Raw genomic sequence first — 18380 nt, 5'->3', positions numbered from 1 at the left:
GTATCTCCGGCGTTCGGCCGCTACAGCCTTGCAGCGTGCGGCCGAAAACCGGAGATTTCGTCAACGTCAGGCGTAATCCTGGATCGCCCGTACATCCAGGTCGCCAGCCTTGATGGCGCCGATGGCCTGGGCCGCCGCCAGGGCGCCGGCTGTGGTGGTGTAGTAGGGCATCTTCATCATCAGGGCGGTGCGGCGCAGCGAGAAGCTGTCCTGCAGCGACTGCTTGCCCGATGTGGTGTTGAAGACCAGCTGGACCTCACCGTTCTTCATCGCGTCTACGATGTGGGGGCGGCCTTCCAGCACCTTCTTGACCAGCTTCACCTCCAGCCCCTGTTCGACCAGATAGGCGTGGGTGCCGCCGGTGGCCATCAGGCTGAAGCCTTCAGCCAGCAGCGTTTTGGCGGCGTCGACGATGAAGGGCTTGTCCTCGTCCTTGACCGAGATGAAGGCGCAGCCCGAGGTCGGCAGGGTGGTGCCGCCGCCGATCTGGGACTTGGCGAAGGCGCGGGCGAAGGCGGGGGCCATGTCGGCCTCGCCCGGCCGCTTGAAGTCCAGGCCCATGACCTCGCCGGTCGAGCGCATTTCCGGACCCAGGACGGTATCCACCCCGGCGAAGCGGGCGAACGGGAAGACGGCTTCCTTGACCGCGATATGGTCGTAGGGCTTGTCCGTCAGACCGAACGACTTCAGCGGCACGCCGGCCATGACCTTGGCGGCGATGGAGGCGATAGGCTGGCCGATGGTCTTGGCCACGAAGGGCGCGGTGCGGCTGGCGCGCGGATTGACCTCCAGCACGAAGATGCGCGGACTTTCGCTGTGCGGCTCCTCGATGGCGAACTGCACATTCATCAGGCCGCGCACCTTCAGGGCCTTGGCCATTTCGGTGGTCTGACGCTTCAGCTCGTCCACGATCTCGGGCCGCAACGAGAAGGGCGGCATGGAGCAGGCGCTGTCGCCCGAGTGCACGCCGGCTTCCTCGATATGTTCCAGGACGCCGGCGACGAAGACCGTCTTGTCATCGCACAGGGCGTCCACGTCCACCTCGGTGGCGCGGTTCAGATAGTGGTCGATCAGGACCGGATCGTCGCCCGAGACGCGCATGGCCTCGTGGACGTAGCGGTCAAGTTGCTCGCGGTCGTGGACGATCATCATGCCGCGACCGCCCAGGACGTAGGAGGGGCGCAGGACGACGGGATAGCCGACCTCTTCGGCCTTTTGCGCGGCCTCCTCGGCGGAACGGGCCAGGCCGTTGGGCGGCTGGCGCAGGCCGATGCCTTCCAGCATCTGCTGGAACCGCTCGCGGTCCTCGGCCAGGTCGATGGAGTCGACGCTGGTGCCCAGAACGGGAATGTTGTCCTCTTGCAGGGCGTGGGCCAGCTTCAGCGGGGTCTGCCCCCCGAACTGGACGACGCAGCCGATCAGGTCGCCGTTCGAGCGCTCGACCTCGATCAGCTCCAGCACGTCCTCGGCCGTCAGCGGCTCGAAATACAGGCGGTCGGAGGTGTCGTAGTCGGTCGAGACGGTCTCGGGGTTGCAGTTGACCATGATGCTCTCGACGCCGATCTGGTCGAAGGCAAAGGCCGCGTGGCAGCAGCAGTAGTCGAACTCGATACCTTGGCCGATCCGGTTCGGACCGCCGCCCAGGATGATGGCCTTCTTCTTGTTCGTCGGTTCGGACTCGCACTCGGGGATTTGGCCCAGAGCGCCGGTCTCATAGGTCGAATACATATAGGCGGTGGCGCTGGCGAACTCGGCGGCGCAGGTGTCGATCCGCTTGAACACCGGGCGCACGTGCAGGCCGCGACGAGCGGTCCGGACTGATTTTTCGCTCTGGCCGGTCAGCTGAGCCAGACGGGCGTCGGAGAAGCCCTTGGACTTCAGGCGGCGGAACTCGGTCGGGTCGGTCGGCAGGCCCTTGACCCGCACATGGCCTTCCTCGCGCACGATGTCGGCGATCTGGCGCAGGAACCAGGGTTCGTAGGCGCAGGCGGCGTTGACCTCCTCGACCGTCAGGCCGTGGCGGAAGGCCTGGGCGATGACGCGGATGCGGTCGGGGGTCGGAACGCCCAGGGCGCGCACGACGGCGCCGCGGGCCGTGGCGTCGTCTTCGGCGCCGGCCACCCCTTCGATCTCGATCTCGTCGAAGCCGGACAGGCCGGTTTCAAGCCCGCGAAGCGCCTTCTGCATCGATTCCTGGAAGGTGCGGCCGATGGCCATCACCTCGCCCACCGACTTCATCGAGGTGCCCAGCAGGGGCTCCGAGCCGGGGTATTTCTCAAAGGCGAAGCGCGGGATTTTGGTGACGACATAGTCGATCGACGGCTCGAAGCTGGCCGGCGTCACCTGGGTGATGTCGTTGGTCAGTTCGTCCAGGGTGTAGCCGACCGCCAGACGCGCCGCGACCTTGGCGATGGGGAAGCCGGTGGCCTTGGACGCAAGGGCCGACGAGCGCGACACGCGCGGGTTCATCTCGATCACGACCATGCGGCCGTCGGCAGGGTTGATCGCCCACTGGACGTTCGAACCGCCCGTCTCGACGCCGATTTCGCGGAGCACATTGATCGAGCCGGTCCGCATCCGCTGATATTCCTTGTCGGTCAGCGTCAGGGCGGGGGCGACCGTGATGGAGTCGCCGGTGTGGACGCCCATCGGATCGACGTTCTCGATGGAGCAGATGATGATGCAGTTGTCCGCCGTGTCGCGGACGACCTCCATCTCATATTCCTTCCAACCCAGAACGGACTCTTCAATCAGGACCTCGGTCGTCGGCGACAGGTCCAAGCCGCGCAGGACGATCTCCTCGAACTCCTCGCGGTTGAAGGCGATGCCGCCGCCGGTGCCGGCCAGGGTGAAGGACGGGCGGATCACGGCGGGCAGGCCGACGAACTCCAGCCCCTCCAACGCCTCTTCCATCGAATGGGCGGCTTTGGAGCGGGGGCTCTCCAGGCCCAGCTTGTCCATGGCGTCGCGGAACTTCTGGCGATCCTCGGCCTTGTCGATGACCTCGGCCTTGGCGCCGATCATCTCGACGCCGTGCCTGGCCAGGGCGCCGGATTCATGCAGGGCCAGGGCGGTGTTCAGCGCGGTCTGGCCGCCCATGGTGGGCAGCAGGGCGTCGGGCTTTTCCTTGACGATGATCTTCTCGACCATCTCGGGCGTGATCGGCTCGATGTAGGTGGCGTCGGCCACCTCCGGGTCGGTCATGATGGTGGCGGGGTTCGAGTTGACCAGGATGACCCGGTAGCCTTCCGCCTTCAACGCCTTGCAGGCCTGAACGCCGGAATAGTCGAACTCGCACGCCTGGCCGATGACGATCGGGCCGGCGCCGATGATGAGGATGGACTTGATGTCTGTGCGCTTGGGCATCGCCAGCTCTTCTTCTTATTGAACGCTAGTGGGTCACGACCGCGCATTCCCAGCCGTCATACTCAAGCTGGAAGGCCGCGGCCCAGGTCTGCATCATGGCCGAGGTCGCCGCAAAAGACGCCGCGTCCACCGCCATGGTCGTTTCGAGCACCGTCATGTCGTCGGCGCCGCGCGTCAGAAAGCCGGCGCGCCGGGCGACCTCGTTCAGGTCGCCGTGGTCGCCCTCGCCATAAAAGTAGAACAACGTATGGCGCGGCGTCACGCCGCTGTCGCCCTGTTCGGCCAGCGCCGCGCGCACCATGGCGTCGCGTTCGTCATGACGGATGTCCGAGGCGTCCAAGGGAGTGCGTCGTCCTTCGTTCTCTACGCGCGCGAGAAGCCCCCGCAGAGCCTGGCCCTGCGACGCTCACGTCTGCTTGTCGGTTAAGCGGCCGGTTTAGAGAGGCAGCCGCAGCCTGGCAAGACGGATGGCCATGAACCGAAAAAAAAGGGGCGGCCTGAGGCCGCCCCTTCTCGTCTTTCAGTCTTGTCGTCTTACCAAGGGCGGTAGTTCAGCCCGATGAAGAAGCGACGGCCGTAAGGATCGAAGTTGCTGTAGAGCGTCTGACCCAGTTGCGGCGCCTGTTCGGCGTCGAAGGCGTTGACGACGCCCACGCGGAGCGACAGGTCGTCACGGACATTGTAGCGGACCGTGAAGTCGTTCCGCATGAAGTTGCCCGTGTTGTTCAGGCTCTGCTCGCGGGTGTCGGCGTTCAGGACCAGATCGCGGTTGCGGTTGATGTTCTGAGCCGACTGCCAATCCACGGACCAGTTGACGCTCCAGGTGTCGTTGGGCGTGTAGGTCAGCGACGAGGTGAAGCGGACGTTCGGGAAGAACAGGTTGCCGCGATCGCTGGTGAAGTTGGCGGCGTTGGTCGAGTCGAGGAAGTTTTCCTGCTCGATCAACCACGAACCCGCCAGCGAGTAGTCCAGGCGACCCCAGTTCCGGCCCATCATCTCGTCGAAGTCGAAGCCATAACGAGCCGTGAAGTCCAGACCACGCGTGGTCAGAGCGGCGTAGTTCAGGGCGCCTTCGATGAAGCCGCCGATCGGATCGTTCGCCGGAGCGCCCAAGCCGAACGGGATCTGCGGGTTGTTGCGGAAGATGGTCGCGCAAGCCGCGTTGTTCAGACCCGGACCGTTGACGCAGTTGTTGGCTGCGGTTTGGGCCGACACGGCGGCGATCACCTGCGTGATCTCGATTTCATAGTAATCGAGCACCAGGCTGAAGTTCGGGATGAACCGGGGCTGCAGCACGGTGGAGAAGGTGAAGGACTCCGATTCTTCCGGGGTCAGATTGGGGTTGCCGCCCGTGACGCCCGATACGCCGCTGCCATACACCGGGTTGAAGTCGTCGGTGTTGGTCGCGGTCGTTCCAGCAAAGTCGAACGTCAAGCCGCGCGCTTGGGCCAATGCCGTACAGTTGGCGATCCGGTTAGCGCGGATCTCCGCCGTCTGCAGGGCGATGTTGGTGGTGGCGCAGGGATCGACAAAATTGTTGGCGAAGGTTTCACCCAGCGGGGAGAAGTTTTCGCTGAGGTCCGGCGCGCGGAACGAGGTGTTGAAGCTGGTCTTGAACGTGATGTCCCGGATCGGACGGTAGATCAGGTTGACGCCATAGACGTCGCCCGTGCCGACCGTGCTGTAGTCGAAGTAGCGGTAGGATCCGCTCAGTTCGGCATACTCACCCAGGATGGAATCGCGGAACAGGGGCAGCGAAAGCTCGGTGAAGCCTTCATCGCTGGTGTATTCCGCACCCGGGAAGTCCGGGCCGCCGTTCAGGAACAGCGCGCGACCCGCGGTCGACGCGTCACGTCCAACCGCTTCGGTGTATTCGCGGCGATGCTCATAACCCAAGGCCACTCCGATAGGACCGGCGCCCCAGAAGTCCCAAAGCTGGCCGGAGACCGACGCGATGGCGTCTTCCTGCTCGTTGCGCTCGGTGTAGTTGACGGCAGCGTTGATGTAGTCGCGAGCAGCCTGGCTTTGGTTGCCGGCGCCGAAGATGTTTAGCGGCTGGCAGTTAGCCACCGCGTCGCGACCGACCTGGCTATCGCGCAGATCGTTGAACGGCAGGAAATAATCGTCCAGAGGCAGGCCTTGGGCGTTAAGCAGGCGCGAGCGGCAGACGATGGCGCCGGGCGTGCCGAGGATGCCGGCGGTGTCGCGCACGGCGTCGGCGGCCAAATTGACCCGCAGGGCGTCGGTGCCGGTTTCCGTCTCTTCAACCTCGACCTGACCATAGGTGTAGGACAGGCTCCAATCGACGTTCTTGACGAAGGAGACCTTGTCGAAGCTGCCTTGAACGCCGGCCACGAAGCGCAGCAGGTCGCGCGTGCTGTACTGGTCGCGGTTTTCGCCGAACAAGGTGTGACGCGCGTAAGGCGCGGCGGCCGTGCCGGCGACGGTGCTGGGCGCGGTCGCGGTGGGCGGATTATAGAGGGTGATCCGGTTCGCATAGATCGCCTGGCGCAGGTTGTCAGGGATGTAGGCGTTGTCGGCGATCCGCAGACCTTGGCGGTTGAAGAAGTTGTAGTTCGAGCCGATCTGATTGGCCGTGGTCGCGCCGCCGTAGAAACTGTTCGGCAGGTTGTCACCCAGGATAAAGTCGTAGAAGTCCGGCTGCGACGAGAAGTGCGTGTCTTCGGTCACATACTTGGCTTCGACGAAGGCCAAGATGTCGTTGGTGACCTTGAAGTTCGCGCCGACCTGATAGCGCTGCGATTCCGAGGCGGGAACGCGGGTGATGAGCGAGAACTCGGCAGGCTGGTCGCCGTCGCCGCCGATGGTCAGCGGACGGTTGATGCCGGTGTTGCCGATACGCTGGCCGAAGTTGGCCAGGCGTGCCGTCGTGCCGTCGAAGACCCAGGTGCGGCCCGGTTCGACCGAGAAGCAGTTCGCGCTGCTGCCGCCGATTGCGGTGTTGACGCTGGCGCAGTTGGCGTAAGGCACGTCCGGATCGTTCAGCGGGCTGGCCTGCTGGTTGTTGGCCAGGGTCGTTTGGCCCCAACGCGGGCGTTGCAGAGTGCGGTAGCCATAGAACAGCTGGTTGTCGCGGTCGCCGTCGTAGCGAGCATTGGTCGGATCGGCGTCGATGCCGACCAGACCGCGGGCGTTGCGGAGCCAGTCGATGTCTATCGACTGCACTTCGTCGAGCTTTTCGTATTCGCCGAAGCCGTAGACGTTCAAGCGATCGTCGAAGAAATTCTTGCCCAGCAGGGCGGAGACGCGGCGGGTGGCTTCGCCGTTATCGTTGATCATGCCGTAGTTGGCGTCTAGTTCCAAACCTTCGAAGTCCTTGCGCAGGACGAAGTTCAGAACGCCCGACACAGCGTCAGCGCCGTAAACCGACGAGGCGCCGCCGGTGATGATCTCGATGTTCTGGATCAGCAGACGCGGGATGGTATCGACGTCGACCGAAAGCGTGCCGCCTTGAGAACCGACGTGACGACGGCCGTCCACCAGGGTCAGGGTGCGGCCGGCGCCGAGCGAACGCAGGTTGGCGAACGAAAGGCCGCCGATACCCAGGACGCCAGTGGCATCAGAGGGCACTTGCGAGTTCGAAAGGGCCGGGATGGTGGCCAGATAATCGATCACGGTCGATTGACCTGTGGTCAAAAGCTGGTCGCCGGAGACCTGGATGAGAGGGGTCGCCGAGTTCACTGGGTCACGTCGGATGCGCGAACCTGTGACGACGATTTCTGCAACCTCGTCAGCGGATTGGGCTTGAGCCGACACGGGTCCAGCATTGAGCGTCGTCGGCTCCGTGGTCTGCGCAGCGACACCACTCGCGACAAGTGCGCTAGCCAGGACTGTGGATGTCAAAAGAAGGTTTCGCATAAATTCTCCCTGAGCAGCTGCGGCATTAAAAAGCCGATACCATGTTCAAACTGCCATAGGACGGGCACAAAGCCGACACAAGGAACAGCGTCAAGCGCGGCCGTGACCAAATCACTCTTCGGACTCTAGCTTTTTACAACGTGTCATAAAAGAAGCACGTCAACGTTCGCCCGAATGGGGCGGCAATATGTTTTTTGCACGGGCTAGGCTTTATGCGCCAGCCTACGTCCGAACGTTAATTACTGCGATCCAGTCGGGCAGTTCTTCGATGCGAGCGAGGGAGACGTAGCGGGGCTCGTCGACCGGGGCGTCGGCCAATTCGTGGACCCAGGTGACGTGATAGGGGATGTGGACGCCGAAGGCGCCGGCGGCGATGGCGGGTAGGACGTCGGACTTCATCGAATTGCCGGCCATGACGGCCTCGGCGGGGCCGGTGCCGTGGCGGTTGAAGACCCGCTCGTAGGTGGCGCGATCCTTTTCTGAGACGATCTCGACGGCGCTGAACAGGTCGCCCAGGCCTGAGGCGGCCAGTTTGCGCTCCTGATCCAGCAGGTCGCCCTTGGTGATCAGGACAAGTCGGTATTTTTCGGACAGTTCGGCGACGACCGAATCCACGCCGGGCAGGGTCTCGACCGGGTGGGCCAGCATCTCGCGACCGGCGGCCAGGATCTCGCGCACGACATGGGGCGGCGCCTCGCCGTTCGTCAGTTCCATCGCCGTCTCGATCATCGACAGGGTGAAACCCTTGATGCCGTAGCCATAGAGCCGCAGGTTGCGTTGCTCGGTTTCGGCCAGGCGCGCCTCGATGGTCGCCTCGTCGCCGTGGTCGGCCAGAAGATCGACGAACCGCGCATGGGTCAGGCGGAAGATCGTCTCGTTGTGCCAGAGGGTATCGTCGGCATCGAGGCCGACCGTGGTGATGCTCATGCCGCGCCCCTATCATGGGACGAACAAGGAAGGGAGACGCGATGAACGGATCGGCGGTGGTGATCGGGGCGACGGGCGGCATCGGCCGGGCGATGGTCGAGCGGATCGTGGCGGACGGCGCGTTCGAGACCGTGTGGGCCGTGTCGCGCTCAGGCGCGGATTTGGCGGGCACGCAGGCGCTAGCCGCCTATCTGGAGGATGAGGCAAGTCTGGCCACCGCCGCCGAGCGGATCGGCCAGGGGCCGGCCCCAACCCTGATCGTCGTGGCGACCGGGGTGCTTCACGACGGGCTCCAGCCGGAACGGTCGTTTCGTCAGTTGGATGCGGAACACCTGTTGCGGGACTACCGCGTCAATGCGATGGGGCCGGCGCTGGCGGCGAAACATCTGCTGCCGCTGATGCCGCGCGATCGACGCGCGGTGTTCGCGGCCCTGTCGGCGCGGGTGGGGTCGATCGCCGACAATCGGCTGGGCGGCTGGCACGCCTATCGGGCGTCCAAGGCGGCGCTGAATATGATCCTGCGCAATCTGTCGGTCGAGATGGCGCGCAGCCATCCGCAGGCGGTGATCGCCGGTTTGCATCCGGGTACTGTGGCGACGGACCTGAGCGCGCCGTTCCAGAAGGGGGTGGCCGAGGGCAAGTTGTTCACGGCCGACCATTCCGCCGAGCGGATGCTGTCCGTGCTGTCGAACCTGACCCCGGCCGACAGCGGCGGCGTGTTCGCCTGGGACGGGGTGCGGGTGCCGGAATAGCGCGCAGTCGTGACTTGAGCGAAGCGGGCGACTGACGTCAGATGGTGGTCATGCGTCTGAGCGTTTCCGCCCGGCTTTTCAGCCTCATGTTGCTCTGCCTGCCGTTGAGCGTTCCGGCCGTGGCCATGCCCGCTGTCGATACGGTCGTCGCAGCAGCGCCCTCGCGGGATCGCGCGCGGCTGAATCAGCGCGTGTTCGATCGGGTGTGGAGCGAGGTGCGGCGGGGCTATTACGATCCGACCCTGCACGGCGTGGATTGGAACGCCGCACGGGCGACGTTCCGGCCCCAGGCCCTGGCGGCGAGCGATGAGCGCGGGCTGTACCGCGTCATCAATGCGATGCTGGATCTGCTGGACGACGGTCATGCGGCGGCCAGTCCGCCGGCGGCGGTGCGGCGTCAGGAGGCGCAGTTCGCCCGGCGCGCCGTGATGGGCCTGACCCTGATGCGGGGCGAGACGCCGGACGACTGGACCGTCGAGCGTGTCCGGCCGGGCTCGCCGGCCGAGGCGGCGGGCGTGCAGATGGGCTGGGCTTTGAACTCAGTCGATGGGCAGCCCTGGGGGCCGGATGTCGAGACCTATGACGGGGTTCCGGTGCAACTGGTCCTGACCGACGATGCGGGACAGAGGCGCGAGATCGCCCTGACGCCGCGGGTGATGGAGGCCATCGAGCCGTTCACCGCCGACAAGTCGCGACCGGGGGTGCTGGTGCTGCGTGTCGAGCAGTTCGACAAAGGCCTGGGCGCTTGGGTGGGTAGTGAGCTGGAAGGTCTGCCGCCGGACGTCGATGTGGTGTTGGACCTGCGCGGCAATCCCGGTGGGCGGCTGATGGAGGCGGAATCGGTCCTGACCTGTTTCCTGCCGCGCGATCAGGTCTGGGCGACGCGGACGGGACGCAGCGGCCGGCCGGTGGTTCTGAGGGCGGCGGGCGACTGCGGCGATCGGCGCGATCCCTTGGCCAATGATGTGGCGGTTCTGGTGGATCAAGGCAGCCGCAGCGCCGCCGAACTGACGCCGGCGGCCTTGCAGGAGGCGCGGCGCGGCATCGTGGTGGGCGAGAAGACCGGCGGATCGGTGCTGATCGCCCAGGAGACCAATCTGCCGGACGGCGGGCGGCTGACGCTCAGCCGAGCGGACTTCGTGACTTCGGGCGGGATTCGGCTGGAGAAGCGGGGGGTCACGCCCGATATCGCCGCGCCTCGCACCGTGGCCCAACGCCGCGCGGGCGACGATCCGACACTGGAGACGGCGATCGCCGCCCTTCAGGCCGAGGATCGCGCCAGGGCCGATACCCCCGCCAGCGGGCTTTGATTTAGCAGCATTTGAACCCGCCGGCGCCGCCGAAGCGGCGCTGTTCGTGCAGGCGGAAGAAGGCGGTCTTGTCCAGCGGCGGCTGGTCGGGATGGGTCGCCGCCGCGTGATCGACATAGGCCTGATAATCCGGCTGACCGATCATGGCGCCGGCCGTGCGCCTGACGCCGCGACCCCACCGCAGGGCGGTGTCGCGGCACAGGCACAGCAGGTCATCCTGAACGTCAGGCACGGGCCGCATCCGCCGCCTCGTCAGCCGCTGTCAGTTGGTGGCTTTCCGGATACTCGCGCACCGTCGGGCGGTTGTTCGCATAGGCCTTGCGGCACGCCAGGACGCCATAGACGACCATGGTGACGACCACGAACAGGAAGCCCGCCGTCAGGGTCGAGTTGACGTAGTCGTTGACGACGATGCGGTGCATGTCGCCGATGCTCTTGGCCGGGGCGATCAGTTCGCCGGCGCCCAGCGCCTCCTGATATTTGCGGGCGTGGGACAGGAAGCCGATGCGGACGTCCGGGTGGAACAGCTTCTGGAAGCCCGCCGTCAGTGTGCAGATCAGCAGCCAGGTCGCGGGAACGACCATGACCCAGGCGAACTTCTCGCGCTTCATCTTGAACAGGACGACGGTGCCCAGGATCAGGGCGACGGCGGCCAGCATCTGGTTGGCGATGCCGAACAGGGGCCACAGGCTATTGATGCCGCCCAGCGGATCGACCACGCCGGTGTAGAGGAAATAGCCCCACAGACCGACCGTCAGGGCCGTGGCGACGACGTTGGCGCCCCACGACTTGGTCTCGCGCATCTTGGGCACGGCGACGCCCAGCAGGTCCTGGATCATGAAGCGGCAGACGCGTGTGCCGGCGTCGACCGTGGTCAGGATGAACAGGGCCTCGAACAGGATGGCGAAGTGATACCAGAAGGCCATCATGGCCTTGCCGCCGATCACGCCGGACAGGATGTGCGCCATGCCGACCGCCAGGGTCGGGGCGCCGCCTGCGCGCGACAGGATCGAATGTTCGCCCACGTCGCGCGCCAGCTGTTCAAGCTCTCCGGGCGTGATGTGGAAGCCCCACTGGGCCACGGCGGCGGCGGCTGAGACCGCATCGTTGCCGATGACGGCGACCGGGCTGTTCATGGCGAAATAGACGGCCGGATCCAGAACCGTGGCGGCGATCAGGGCCATGACGGCGACGAAGCTTTCGCACAGCATGGCGCCGTAGCCGATCATGGCGATCTGGGCTTCGTTCTCCAGCAGCTTGGGCGTGGTGCCCGACGAGATCAGGGCGTGGAAGCCCGACACCGCGCCGCAGGCGATGGTGATGAACAGGAAGGGGAACAGGGCGCCGGCGAAGACCGGGCCGGTGCCGTCGATGAAGGGGGTGATGGCCGGCATCTGAAGGTGCGGACGCACGATCAGGATGCCGACGGCCAGGGCCACGATCGCGCCGATCTTCAGGAAGGTCGACAGATAGTCGCGCGGCGCCAAGAGCAGCCACACCGGAATGACCGAGGCGATGAAGCCATAGACCATCATCAGGATCGCCAGGGTCGGGCCGGTCAGGGTGAAGGCCGGACCCCAGAACGGATCGGCCGCGATATGGCCGCCGCCGATGATGGCCAGGATCAACAGGACGACGCCGATCACCGACACCTCGCCCACGCGGCCCGGCCGCAGGAAGCGGGTGTATAGGCCCATGAAGATGGCGATGGGGATGGTGGCGGCGACGGTGAACGTGCCCCACGGGCTTTCGGCCAGAGCCTTGACCACGACCAGGGCCAGCACCGCCAGGATGATGACCATGATCATCAGGACGCCGACCTGGGCGATGATGCCGGGGATGTTGCCCATTTCGGTGCGGATCATGTCGCCCAGCGACTTGCCGTCGCGACGCGTGGACATGAACAGGACCATCATGTCCTGCACCGCGCCGGCCAGCACGGCGCCGACCAGAATCCACAGGACGCCCGGCAGATAGCCCATCTGGGCGGCCAACACCGGCCCCACCAGCGGGCCTGCGCCGGCGATGGCGGCGAAGTGGTGGCCGAACAGGACGTTCTTGGGCGTCGGCACATAGTCCAGCCCGTCGTTGCGGCGCATCGCCGGGGTCAGGCGCGCGGGGTTCAGCTGCATGACCTTGTTGGCCAGGTAGCGGCTGTAGAACCGATAGGCGATCGCATAGGTGCAGACGGCGGCGACCACCATCCAGACCGCACTGATGCTTTCGCCCTGATACAAGGCGATGATGCCGAGGGACACCGCCCCCAGGATGGCGATGGCGCCGAAGATTATGGGTGTGCTGAGTTTGCCCACGACAGATCCCTCCCGGCCGGCTGACTGCGACCCTCGCCCTTGGTTTGCACCACAATGCGGGACAAGGCCAATCGACTAAAGTCGTAGAAATGAGGGATCGGGCGTCTCCTCCCTGCGGAGCGGGGAGGTGGCGCGGCGCGCCTTCGCGTCGTGACGGAGGTGTTCTGCGACGCATCGCGGGCGCGAGTGGGATTTCACCAACCTCCACCGCTTCGTGGTCCCCTTCCCCACAGGTGGGGAGGAGACGGCAGTGTCAGTTCCGAACGACTTTCACACAGCCTGCGGCTTCACGCGCGCGGTCGCGGGCCTGTTCGACGTCGGCGCCGCGGGCGGTGGCTACGCCCATGCGGCGGCGCTCGAAGGCCTCGGGCTTTCCGAACAGACGCAGATCGGCGGTCGGGACCGACAGGGCCTCCGCGACGCTCTCGAAGGCGACCCCTTGCGCGTCCATGCCGCCATAGATGACGGCGCTGGCGGCGGGTTCACGCTGGGTCACGTCGACGGGCAGGCCCAGGATGGCGCGGGCGTGAAGCGCAAACTCACTCATGGTCTGGCTGGCCAGGGTGACGAGGCCGGTGTCGTGCGGACGGGGCGAAACCTCAGAGAACCAGACCTGGTCGCCCTTGACGAACAGTTCGACGCCGAAGACGCCGTAACCGCCAAGTGCCTCTGTGACCTTGGCGGCGATGTCCTGGGAGGCGGCCAGCGCAGCGGGCGTCATGGGCTGCGGTTGCCAGCTTTCGACGTAGTCGCCCTTGACCTGGCGGTGGCCGATGGGCGCGCAGAAATCGTTGCGGGTCGAGCCGTCGGCGTCGCGCGAGCGGACGGTTAGCAGCGTGATCTCGAAGTCGAAGTCGATGCGTCCCTCGACGATGACGCGGGCGCTGGCGACGCGGCCGCCGTCCTGGGCGTAGGTCCAGGCGTCGGCGATTTCATCGGCGCTTTCGACGAAGGACTGCCCTTTGCCCGACGATGACATGACGGGCTTGACGAAGTTGGGATAGCCGACGGCCTCGGCGCCGGCGGCCAGTTCCTCGGCCGAGCCGGCGAAGGCGTAGGGGCTGGTGGGCAGGCCCAGCTCTTCGGCGGCCAGTTTGCGGATGCCCTCGCGGTTCATCGTCAGTTGCACGGCGCGAGCCGTCGGGACGACCGTCGCCATGCCGGCGGCCTCGATATCGGCCAGGACCTCGGTGGCGATGGCCTCGATCTCGGGCACGATGAAGTGCGGGGCCTCGGCCAGGATAACGCCGTTCAGCACCTGGGCGTCGGTCATGGGGATGACGTGGCTTCGGTGCGCGACCTGCATGGCCGGTGCATTGGGATAGCGATCGACGGCGATCACCTCGACGCCGAGCCGCTGAAGCTCGATGGCGACCTCCTTGCCCAGTTCGCCCGAGCCCAGCAGCATGACGCGCACGGCGGTGTCGGAAAGCGGGGTGCCGAGTTTCATGGGCGTCAGGCTCCGGTAGCGGGTTCGATCAGGTCCCAGGCGTTGCCGTAGAGGTCTTCGAAGACCACCACCTTGCCATAGGCCTCATATCGCGGGGTTTCGCGGAAGTGGACGCCGGCGGCAAGCCAGGCGGCGTGGTCGCGCATCAGGTCGTCGGTTTCCAGAAACAGCCAGACCCGGCCGCCAGCCTGGTTTCCGACCTGGGCCTTTTGGGCGTCGGTCGTAGCGCGCGCCAGCAGCACGCTGGTCTCGCCACCTTTGGGCGTGACCCGCACCCAGCGTTTGCCTGCGCCCATGTCGGTGTCTTCGCTGAGCGCGAAGCCCAGCTTGCCGACATAGAAGGCGATGGCCGCGTCATAGTCGTGAACAAGCAGGCTGATCGCGCCTATGCGGCTCATTTCGCGGGCTCCGCATAGAGCTGGCGAAAGGCGTCCAGGGCCGCGCCGTGATAGATGGTGGCGTGGCTCTCGGTTGGGCGAGGCGTGAAGCTCCAGCTCAGGCCGGGCAGGGCGTGGTCGCGCAGATTGGCCGTCAGGACGTCCATCGGCGCCTGCATTTCGGGGCCCTCGTCGCCCAGGGTCAGGATCAGGGTCCGCGGATCATTCGACTGGTCGCGCAGACGGGCCCCCGCCTGACGCGCCAGTTCACCGCCGTCCCACCATAGACTGGGGCTGACGGCGACATAGGCGTCGAACATCTGCGGTTCCTTCAGGAAGGTTTCGACCACGAACAGGCCGGCGAGGGACTCGCCCATCAGGGCGGTTTCGCCGCTGGTGCGGAAGCGGGTCTCGACGAAGGGCTGGACCTCTTTGGCCAGGAAACGGCGGAAACGGTCCGAATGGCCCTGGGTCGGATAGCGGGCGATCAAGTCAGGATCGGTGGTGGGCAAGGCCAGTTCGTCGCGGCGGTCCACCGAGGCGATCCCGACCACGATGACGTCGCGGGTCGTGCCGACGACGGTTCCCAACTGGGCGAGGCCGGAGATGTGGTGGAAGTCCTGATCCTGACCGCCGTCGAGGACATAAAGGACGGGATAGGTCTTGCCGCTGTCGGCATAACCAGGCGGCAGCCAGATGTTGATCTCACGCGTCGCGCCCATGATCCCGGAGGGCAGGGCGTAGGACCGGCCGATGACGATGGGGGTTTCGGCTATGGCTGGCGTCTGGGGAACGGTCTGGGCGAGGGTCGGTGCCGCGCCGAGAGCCAGAAGAAGACCGAGTGTGAGGCGTTTCATCGGAGGCTCCTGAAATCCTCCCCCGTGAAGCGCAGCGAAACGGGGGAGGGGGACCGCGAAGCGGTGGAGGGGGCGGACCTCGCACCGGCGGTCGCCATTATAGTTCGAGAGCCGGCGGATACATCTCGCCCATATCCGCCCTCTCCACCACGCTGCGCGCGGTCCCCCTCCCCCGCAAGCGGGGGAGGACCTGAGACTTACAAGCGCGCCTTGACCGCCGAGACGATGGCGTCCGAGGTGATGCCGAACTTCTCGTACAGAACCTCGGCCGGGGCCGAGGCGCCGAAGCCGGTCATGCCGACGAAGGCGCCGTCTTCGCCGATGAAGCGTTCCCAGCCTTGCTTGATCGCGGCTTCCACGGCGACGCGGACCGTGCCGCGGCCGATGACCGAGGCCTGGTAGGCGGCGTCCTGTTGTTCGAACAGTTCGAACGAGGGGACCGAGACGACGCGGGTCGCCACGCCTTCGGCTTCCAGCGTCTCGGCGGCCTTCAGCGCCAGGGCCAGTTCCGTGCCGGTGCCGAACAGGGTGGCCTTGGCCTCGGCCGAGGCCGCCTTGATCTCATAGGCGCCCTTGGCCGAGAGGTTTTCGGCGGAGGCGACGGTGCGGACGGCCGGGGTCTTCTGGCGCGACAGGGCCAGGGCCGAGGGCGAGGTCTTGGTCTGCAGGGCGATCTGCCAGCATTCCATGGCCTCGATGGTGTCGGCGGGGCGGAAGACCAGCAGGTTCGGAATGGCGCGCAACGCCGCCAGATGTTCGACCGGCTGGTGCGTCGGGCCGTCTTCGCCCAGGCCGATCGAATCGTGCGTCAAGACATGGACGGCGCGGACACCCATCAGGGCGCCCAGACGGATGGCCGGGCGGCTGTAGTCCGAAAACACCATGAAGGTGCCGCCGTAAGGAATGACCCCGCCGTGCAAGGCCAGGCCGTTCATGGCCGCGGCCATGCCGAACTCGCGGATGCCCCAGTTGACGTAGCGACCTTCATAGGTCGGCGCATCCAGGATCGGCGTGCCCTTGACGAAGGTGTTGTTCGAGCCGGTCAGGTCGGCCGAGCCGCCGACCAGTTCGGGGATGGCGGCGAACAGTTCGTCGAGCGCCGCGCCCGACGACTGGCGCGTCGCCTGGGCCGGCTGGGTCTCGACCAGTTCGGCGATCTTGGCGTTCAGGGCGTCGAAGGCGGCCTCGGGCAGATCGCCCTTCATGGCGCGGGTGAAGTCGGCGGCCTGGGCCGAGGCGGCGAGGCGGGCCTCCCACTTCTTGCGGTCCTTGGCGCCGCGACGGCCGACCTTGTGCCAGGCGTCGGCGATGGTCTGAGGCATTTCGAAGGGATCGTGATCCCAGGCAAGGCCGAGGCGCGTGGCGGCGATTTCGGCGGCGCCCAGGGCCGCGCCGTGGGTCTTGTGGCTGCCTTCCATGGTGGCGGCGCCCCTGCCGATCTTGGTCTTGCAGGCGATCAGGGTGGGCTTGTCCTGACGCATGGCCCACTTCATCGCGCCCTTGATGGCGTTCATGTCGTGGCCGTCGATGGCCTTGACCGCCCAACCGGCGGCCTTGAAGCGAGCCTTCTGGTCGGTGGTGTCCGACAGGGAGACCTTGCCGTCGATGGTGATCTCGTTGTCGTCCCACAGGACGTGCAGCTTGTTCAGCTTGTAGCGGCCGGCAAGCGCGATCGCTTCCTGCGACACGCCTTCCATCAGGCAGCCGTCGCCGGCGATGACCCAGGTGCGGTGATCGACCAGATCATCGTCGTACTTCGCCGCCAGATGGCGCTCGGCCATGGCGAAACCGACCGAGGTCGCCAGACCTTGGCCCAGCGGGCCGGTGGTGACCTCGACGCCCGGCATATGGCCGTACTCCGGGTGGCCTGCGGTCTTGGAGCCCCACTGGCGGAAGTTAGACAGTTCTTCCTTCGTCGCGCCCTTGTAGCCGGTCAGGTGCAGCAGGGCGTAGATCAGCATCGAGCCGTGGCCGGCCGACAGGATGAAGCGGTCGCGGTCAGCCCAGTCGGGGCGCGAGGCGTCGAACTTCAGGAACCGGGAAAACAGCACCGTGGCGACGTCGGCCATGCCCATCGGCATGCCGGGGTGGCCCGACTTGGCCTTCTCGACGCCGTCCATTGCGAGGACGCGAATGGCGTTCGCCATCTGCTCAGGCGTGGCCTTTGGTGCGGTTTTGGCGTCGGTCACGGTGGAGACCTCTGTTGGGAAGGCGGAAAAAGGGGGCGCGCCCCTTTACCCCGGCGCGTCCTCGGCTTCTATACGGAATCTAAAGGAGCGACCGATGGCAGACGCCACCACGGCCGCACGGGCGCGTATCGACCGCGCCCTGGCCGAACTGGAACGCAAGATCCTGGAGCTGAAGGCGCGGCCCGCCTCGGCGCCCGCGATCGCGGACGACGATCTGTTCGCGCCGCGTGCGGATAGCCAGCGCGTCGCCGAACTGGAGGCCGCCGGGCGCGAGGCGTCCGAGGCGCTGGGCCGCGCCGCCCAAGCGGTGCGCGAAGTCCTGGCCGAAAGCGAGGCCGGCTGATGGCGACGGTGACGGTCGAGGTCAACGGACGCCCCTATGCGGTAGGCTGCGCCGACGGGCAGGAAGAGCGGGTCCGCATCCTGGCCAAACAGTTCGACAACCAGGTGCGCCAGGTCGCAGGCGACGTGGGCCATGTCGGCGATCTGCGGCTGTTTCTGATGTCCGCGCTGATCCTGGCCGACGAGCTGCACGAGGCGCGGCTGAACGCCGGCAAGGCGGGGCCTTCGTCAACGACTGCGCCGGCGGCGGCTTCGACGGACGGGGTCGCCGAGGCGCTGAACGCTGTCGCCGCGCGGATCGAAAAGATCGCCCAGAACCTGTAGTCGATTATTCCGCTGCGGATGCTGGCGTCGGGGCCGGCGAAGGCCTATCTTAATGACGGCGGGTCTTGCTGCGGCTCACGTCGAAGACAACATATCCTTCTGACCTTAATTCACTCATAGGGATCTGTCCCTGTCCGGGCTCGAGGGCTTGGGCATACGGAGCCCACCTGGCTACCCAGGTCGAGAGGATTTAAACGTTCTTCACGGTTCGCGCGGCGCCGCCACCTTCCTCGCCTTTGTGATGTGCTATCGCTCGCCGCGCGGCGGCTTGCTGCATGAGCACGCGTTCGTAGGG

14 protein-coding genes and 1 other RNA gene are annotated in these 18380 nt (G+C 66.1%); 5 read left to right on the top strand and 10 right to left on the bottom strand.

What is annotated here, in order from left to right; genetic code table 11:
* Nucleotides 1-66: 66 nt before the first annotated feature.
* The 4 genes from carB to QRN13_RS03025 form a co-directional block, all read right to left on the bottom strand.
* The gene (gene carB / locus QRN13_RS03040) at nt 67-3366 is read right to left on the bottom strand and encodes a carbamoyl-phosphate synthase large subunit (RefSeq protein WP_284876805.1); all 3300 of its coding nucleotides are present in this window, start codon (nt 3364-3366) and stop codon (nt 67-69) included.
* A gap of 25 nt (nt 3367-3391) precedes the next feature.
* A complete protein-coding gene (locus tag QRN13_RS03035; RefSeq protein WP_284876804.1) occupies nt 3392-3706 on the bottom strand; it encodes a ribonuclease E inhibitor RraB in 315 nt (104 codons plus the stop codon).
* Between the two features lie 194 nt (nt 3707-3900).
* The gene (locus QRN13_RS03030) at nt 3901-7245 is read right to left on the bottom strand and encodes a TonB-dependent receptor domain-containing protein (RefSeq protein ID WP_284876803.1); all 3345 of its coding nucleotides are present in this window, start codon (nt 7243-7245) and stop codon (nt 3901-3903) included.
* 222 nt (nt 7246-7467) lie between these two features.
* Nucleotides 7468-8172 carry an HAD family hydrolase gene (locus QRN13_RS03025; protein ID WP_284876802.1) on the bottom strand — a complete coding sequence of 235 codons (705 nt, stop codon included), beginning with the start codon at nt 8170-8172 and terminating at the stop codon, nt 7468-7470.
* A 41-nt stretch (nt 8173-8213) separates the two neighbouring features.
* Here QRN13_RS03025 and QRN13_RS03020 point away from each other — a divergent pair, with 41 nt between their 5' ends.
* Nucleotides 8214-8924 carry an SDR family NAD(P)-dependent oxidoreductase gene (locus QRN13_RS03020; protein WP_284876801.1) on the top strand — a complete coding sequence of 237 codons (711 nt, stop codon included), beginning with the start codon at nt 8214-8216 and terminating at the stop codon, nt 8922-8924.
* A 50-nt stretch (nt 8925-8974) separates the two neighbouring features.
* Complete coding sequence (locus tag QRN13_RS03015) at nt 8975-10234, top strand: S41 family peptidase (RefSeq protein ID WP_284876800.1); 1260 nt, start codon at nt 8975-8977, stop codon at nt 10232-10234.
* Between the two features lies 1 nt (nt 10235).
* Here QRN13_RS03015 and QRN13_RS03010 read toward each other — a convergent pair whose 3' ends face one another.
* The 6 genes from QRN13_RS03010 to tkt form a co-directional block, all read right to left on the bottom strand.
* Nucleotides 10236-10466 carry a YbdD/YjiX family protein gene (locus tag QRN13_RS03010; protein ID WP_231576559.1) on the bottom strand — a complete coding sequence of 77 codons (231 nt, stop codon included), beginning with the start codon at nt 10464-10466 and terminating at the stop codon, nt 10236-10238.
* Nucleotides 10459-12546 (bottom strand): carbon starvation CstA family protein, encoded by a 2088-nt coding sequence (locus tag QRN13_RS03005; protein WP_284876799.1) that lies wholly within the window; start codon nt 12544-12546, stop codon nt 10459-10461. The genes QRN13_RS03010 and QRN13_RS03005 overlap by 8 nt, the downstream gene beginning before the upstream one ends.
* Nucleotides 12547-12799: 253 nt before the next feature.
* Complete coding sequence (gene purT, locus QRN13_RS03000; protein WP_284876798.1) at nt 12800-13996, bottom strand: formate-dependent phosphoribosylglycinamide formyltransferase; 1197 nt, start codon at nt 13994-13996, stop codon at nt 12800-12802.
* Nucleotides 13997-14001: 5 nt separating this feature from the next.
* On the bottom strand, nt 14002-14394 hold the full coding sequence (locus QRN13_RS02995) for a VOC family protein (RefSeq protein ID WP_284876797.1): 393 nt from the start codon (nt 14392-14394) through the stop codon (nt 14002-14004).
* A complete protein-coding gene (locus tag QRN13_RS02990; protein ID WP_284876796.1) occupies nt 14391-15230 on the bottom strand; it encodes an alpha/beta hydrolase in 840 nt (279 codons plus the stop codon). Before QRN13_RS02990 ends, QRN13_RS02995 begins: the two co-directional genes overlap by 4 nt.
* Before the next feature lie 197 nt (nt 15231-15427).
* Entirely contained in the window at nt 15428-17419 is a 1992-nt protein-coding gene (gene tkt, locus QRN13_RS02985) for a transketolase (protein WP_284876795.1), read from the bottom strand.
* Between the two features lie 94 nt (nt 17420-17513).
* On the opposite strand from tkt, the gene QRN13_RS02980 reads away from it, so the two are divergent.
* The 3 genes from QRN13_RS02980 (at nt 17514) to ssrS (ending at nt 18308) form a co-directional block, all read left to right on the top strand.
* Nucleotides 17514-17762: a hypothetical protein gene (locus QRN13_RS02980; RefSeq protein ID WP_153922428.1), complete on the top strand. Its 249-nt coding sequence runs from the start codon at nt 17514-17516 to the stop codon at nt 17760-17762.
* Entirely contained in the window at nt 17762-18085 is a 324-nt protein-coding gene (locus tag QRN13_RS02975; protein WP_284876794.1) for a cell division protein ZapA, read from the top strand. The genes QRN13_RS02980 and QRN13_RS02975 overlap by 1 nt, the downstream gene beginning before the upstream one ends.
* 62 nt (nt 18086-18147) lie before the next feature.
* Nucleotides 18148-18308: non-coding RNA, 6S RNA (gene ssrS / locus QRN13_RS02970), on the top strand.
* Nucleotides 18309-18380: the final 72 nt, after the last annotated feature.

The organism is Brevundimonas sp. MEB006b (assembly GCF_030209705.1).
Taxonomy (GTDB): domain Bacteria; phylum Pseudomonadota; class Alphaproteobacteria; order Caulobacterales; family Caulobacteraceae; genus Brevundimonas.
Note: the sequence above shows the minus strand (reverse complement) of the source record. Positions and strands in the feature narration are given on the sequence as shown.

Coding starts and splice junctions, on each gene's coding strand:
- QRN13_RS03020 (WP_284876801.1), top strand. CDS start 8,214: ATGAACGGATCGGCGGTGGTGATCGGGGCGACGGGCGGCATCGGCCGG.
- QRN13_RS02990 (WP_284876796.1), bottom strand. CDS start 15,230: ATGAAACGCCTCACACTCGGTCTTCTTCTGGCTCTCGGCGCGGCACCG.
- carB (WP_284876805.1), bottom strand. CDS start 3,366: ATGCCCAAGCGCACAGACATCAAGTCCATCCTCATCATCGGCGCCGGC.
- QRN13_RS03030 (WP_284876803.1), bottom strand. CDS start 7,245: ATGCGAAACCTTCTTTTGACATCCACAGTCCTGGCTAGCGCACTTGTC.
- QRN13_RS02975 (WP_284876794.1), top strand. CDS start 17,762: ATGGCGACGGTGACGGTCGAGGTCAACGGACGCCCCTATGCGGTAGGC.
- purT (WP_284876798.1), bottom strand. CDS start 13,996: ATGAAACTCGGCACCCCGCTTTCCGACACCGCCGTGCGCGTCATGCTG.
- QRN13_RS02995 (WP_284876797.1), bottom strand. CDS start 14,394: ATGAGCCGCATAGGCGCGATCAGCCTGCTTGTTCACGACTATGACGCG.
- QRN13_RS02980 (WP_153922428.1), top strand. CDS start 17,514: ATGGCAGACGCCACCACGGCCGCACGGGCGCGTATCGACCGCGCCCTG.
- QRN13_RS03025 (WP_284876802.1), bottom strand. CDS start 8,172: ATGAGCATCACCACGGTCGGCCTCGATGCCGACGATACCCTCTGGCAC.
- QRN13_RS03015 (WP_284876800.1), top strand. CDS start 8,975: ATGCGTCTGAGCGTTTCCGCCCGGCTTTTCAGCCTCATGTTGCTCTGC.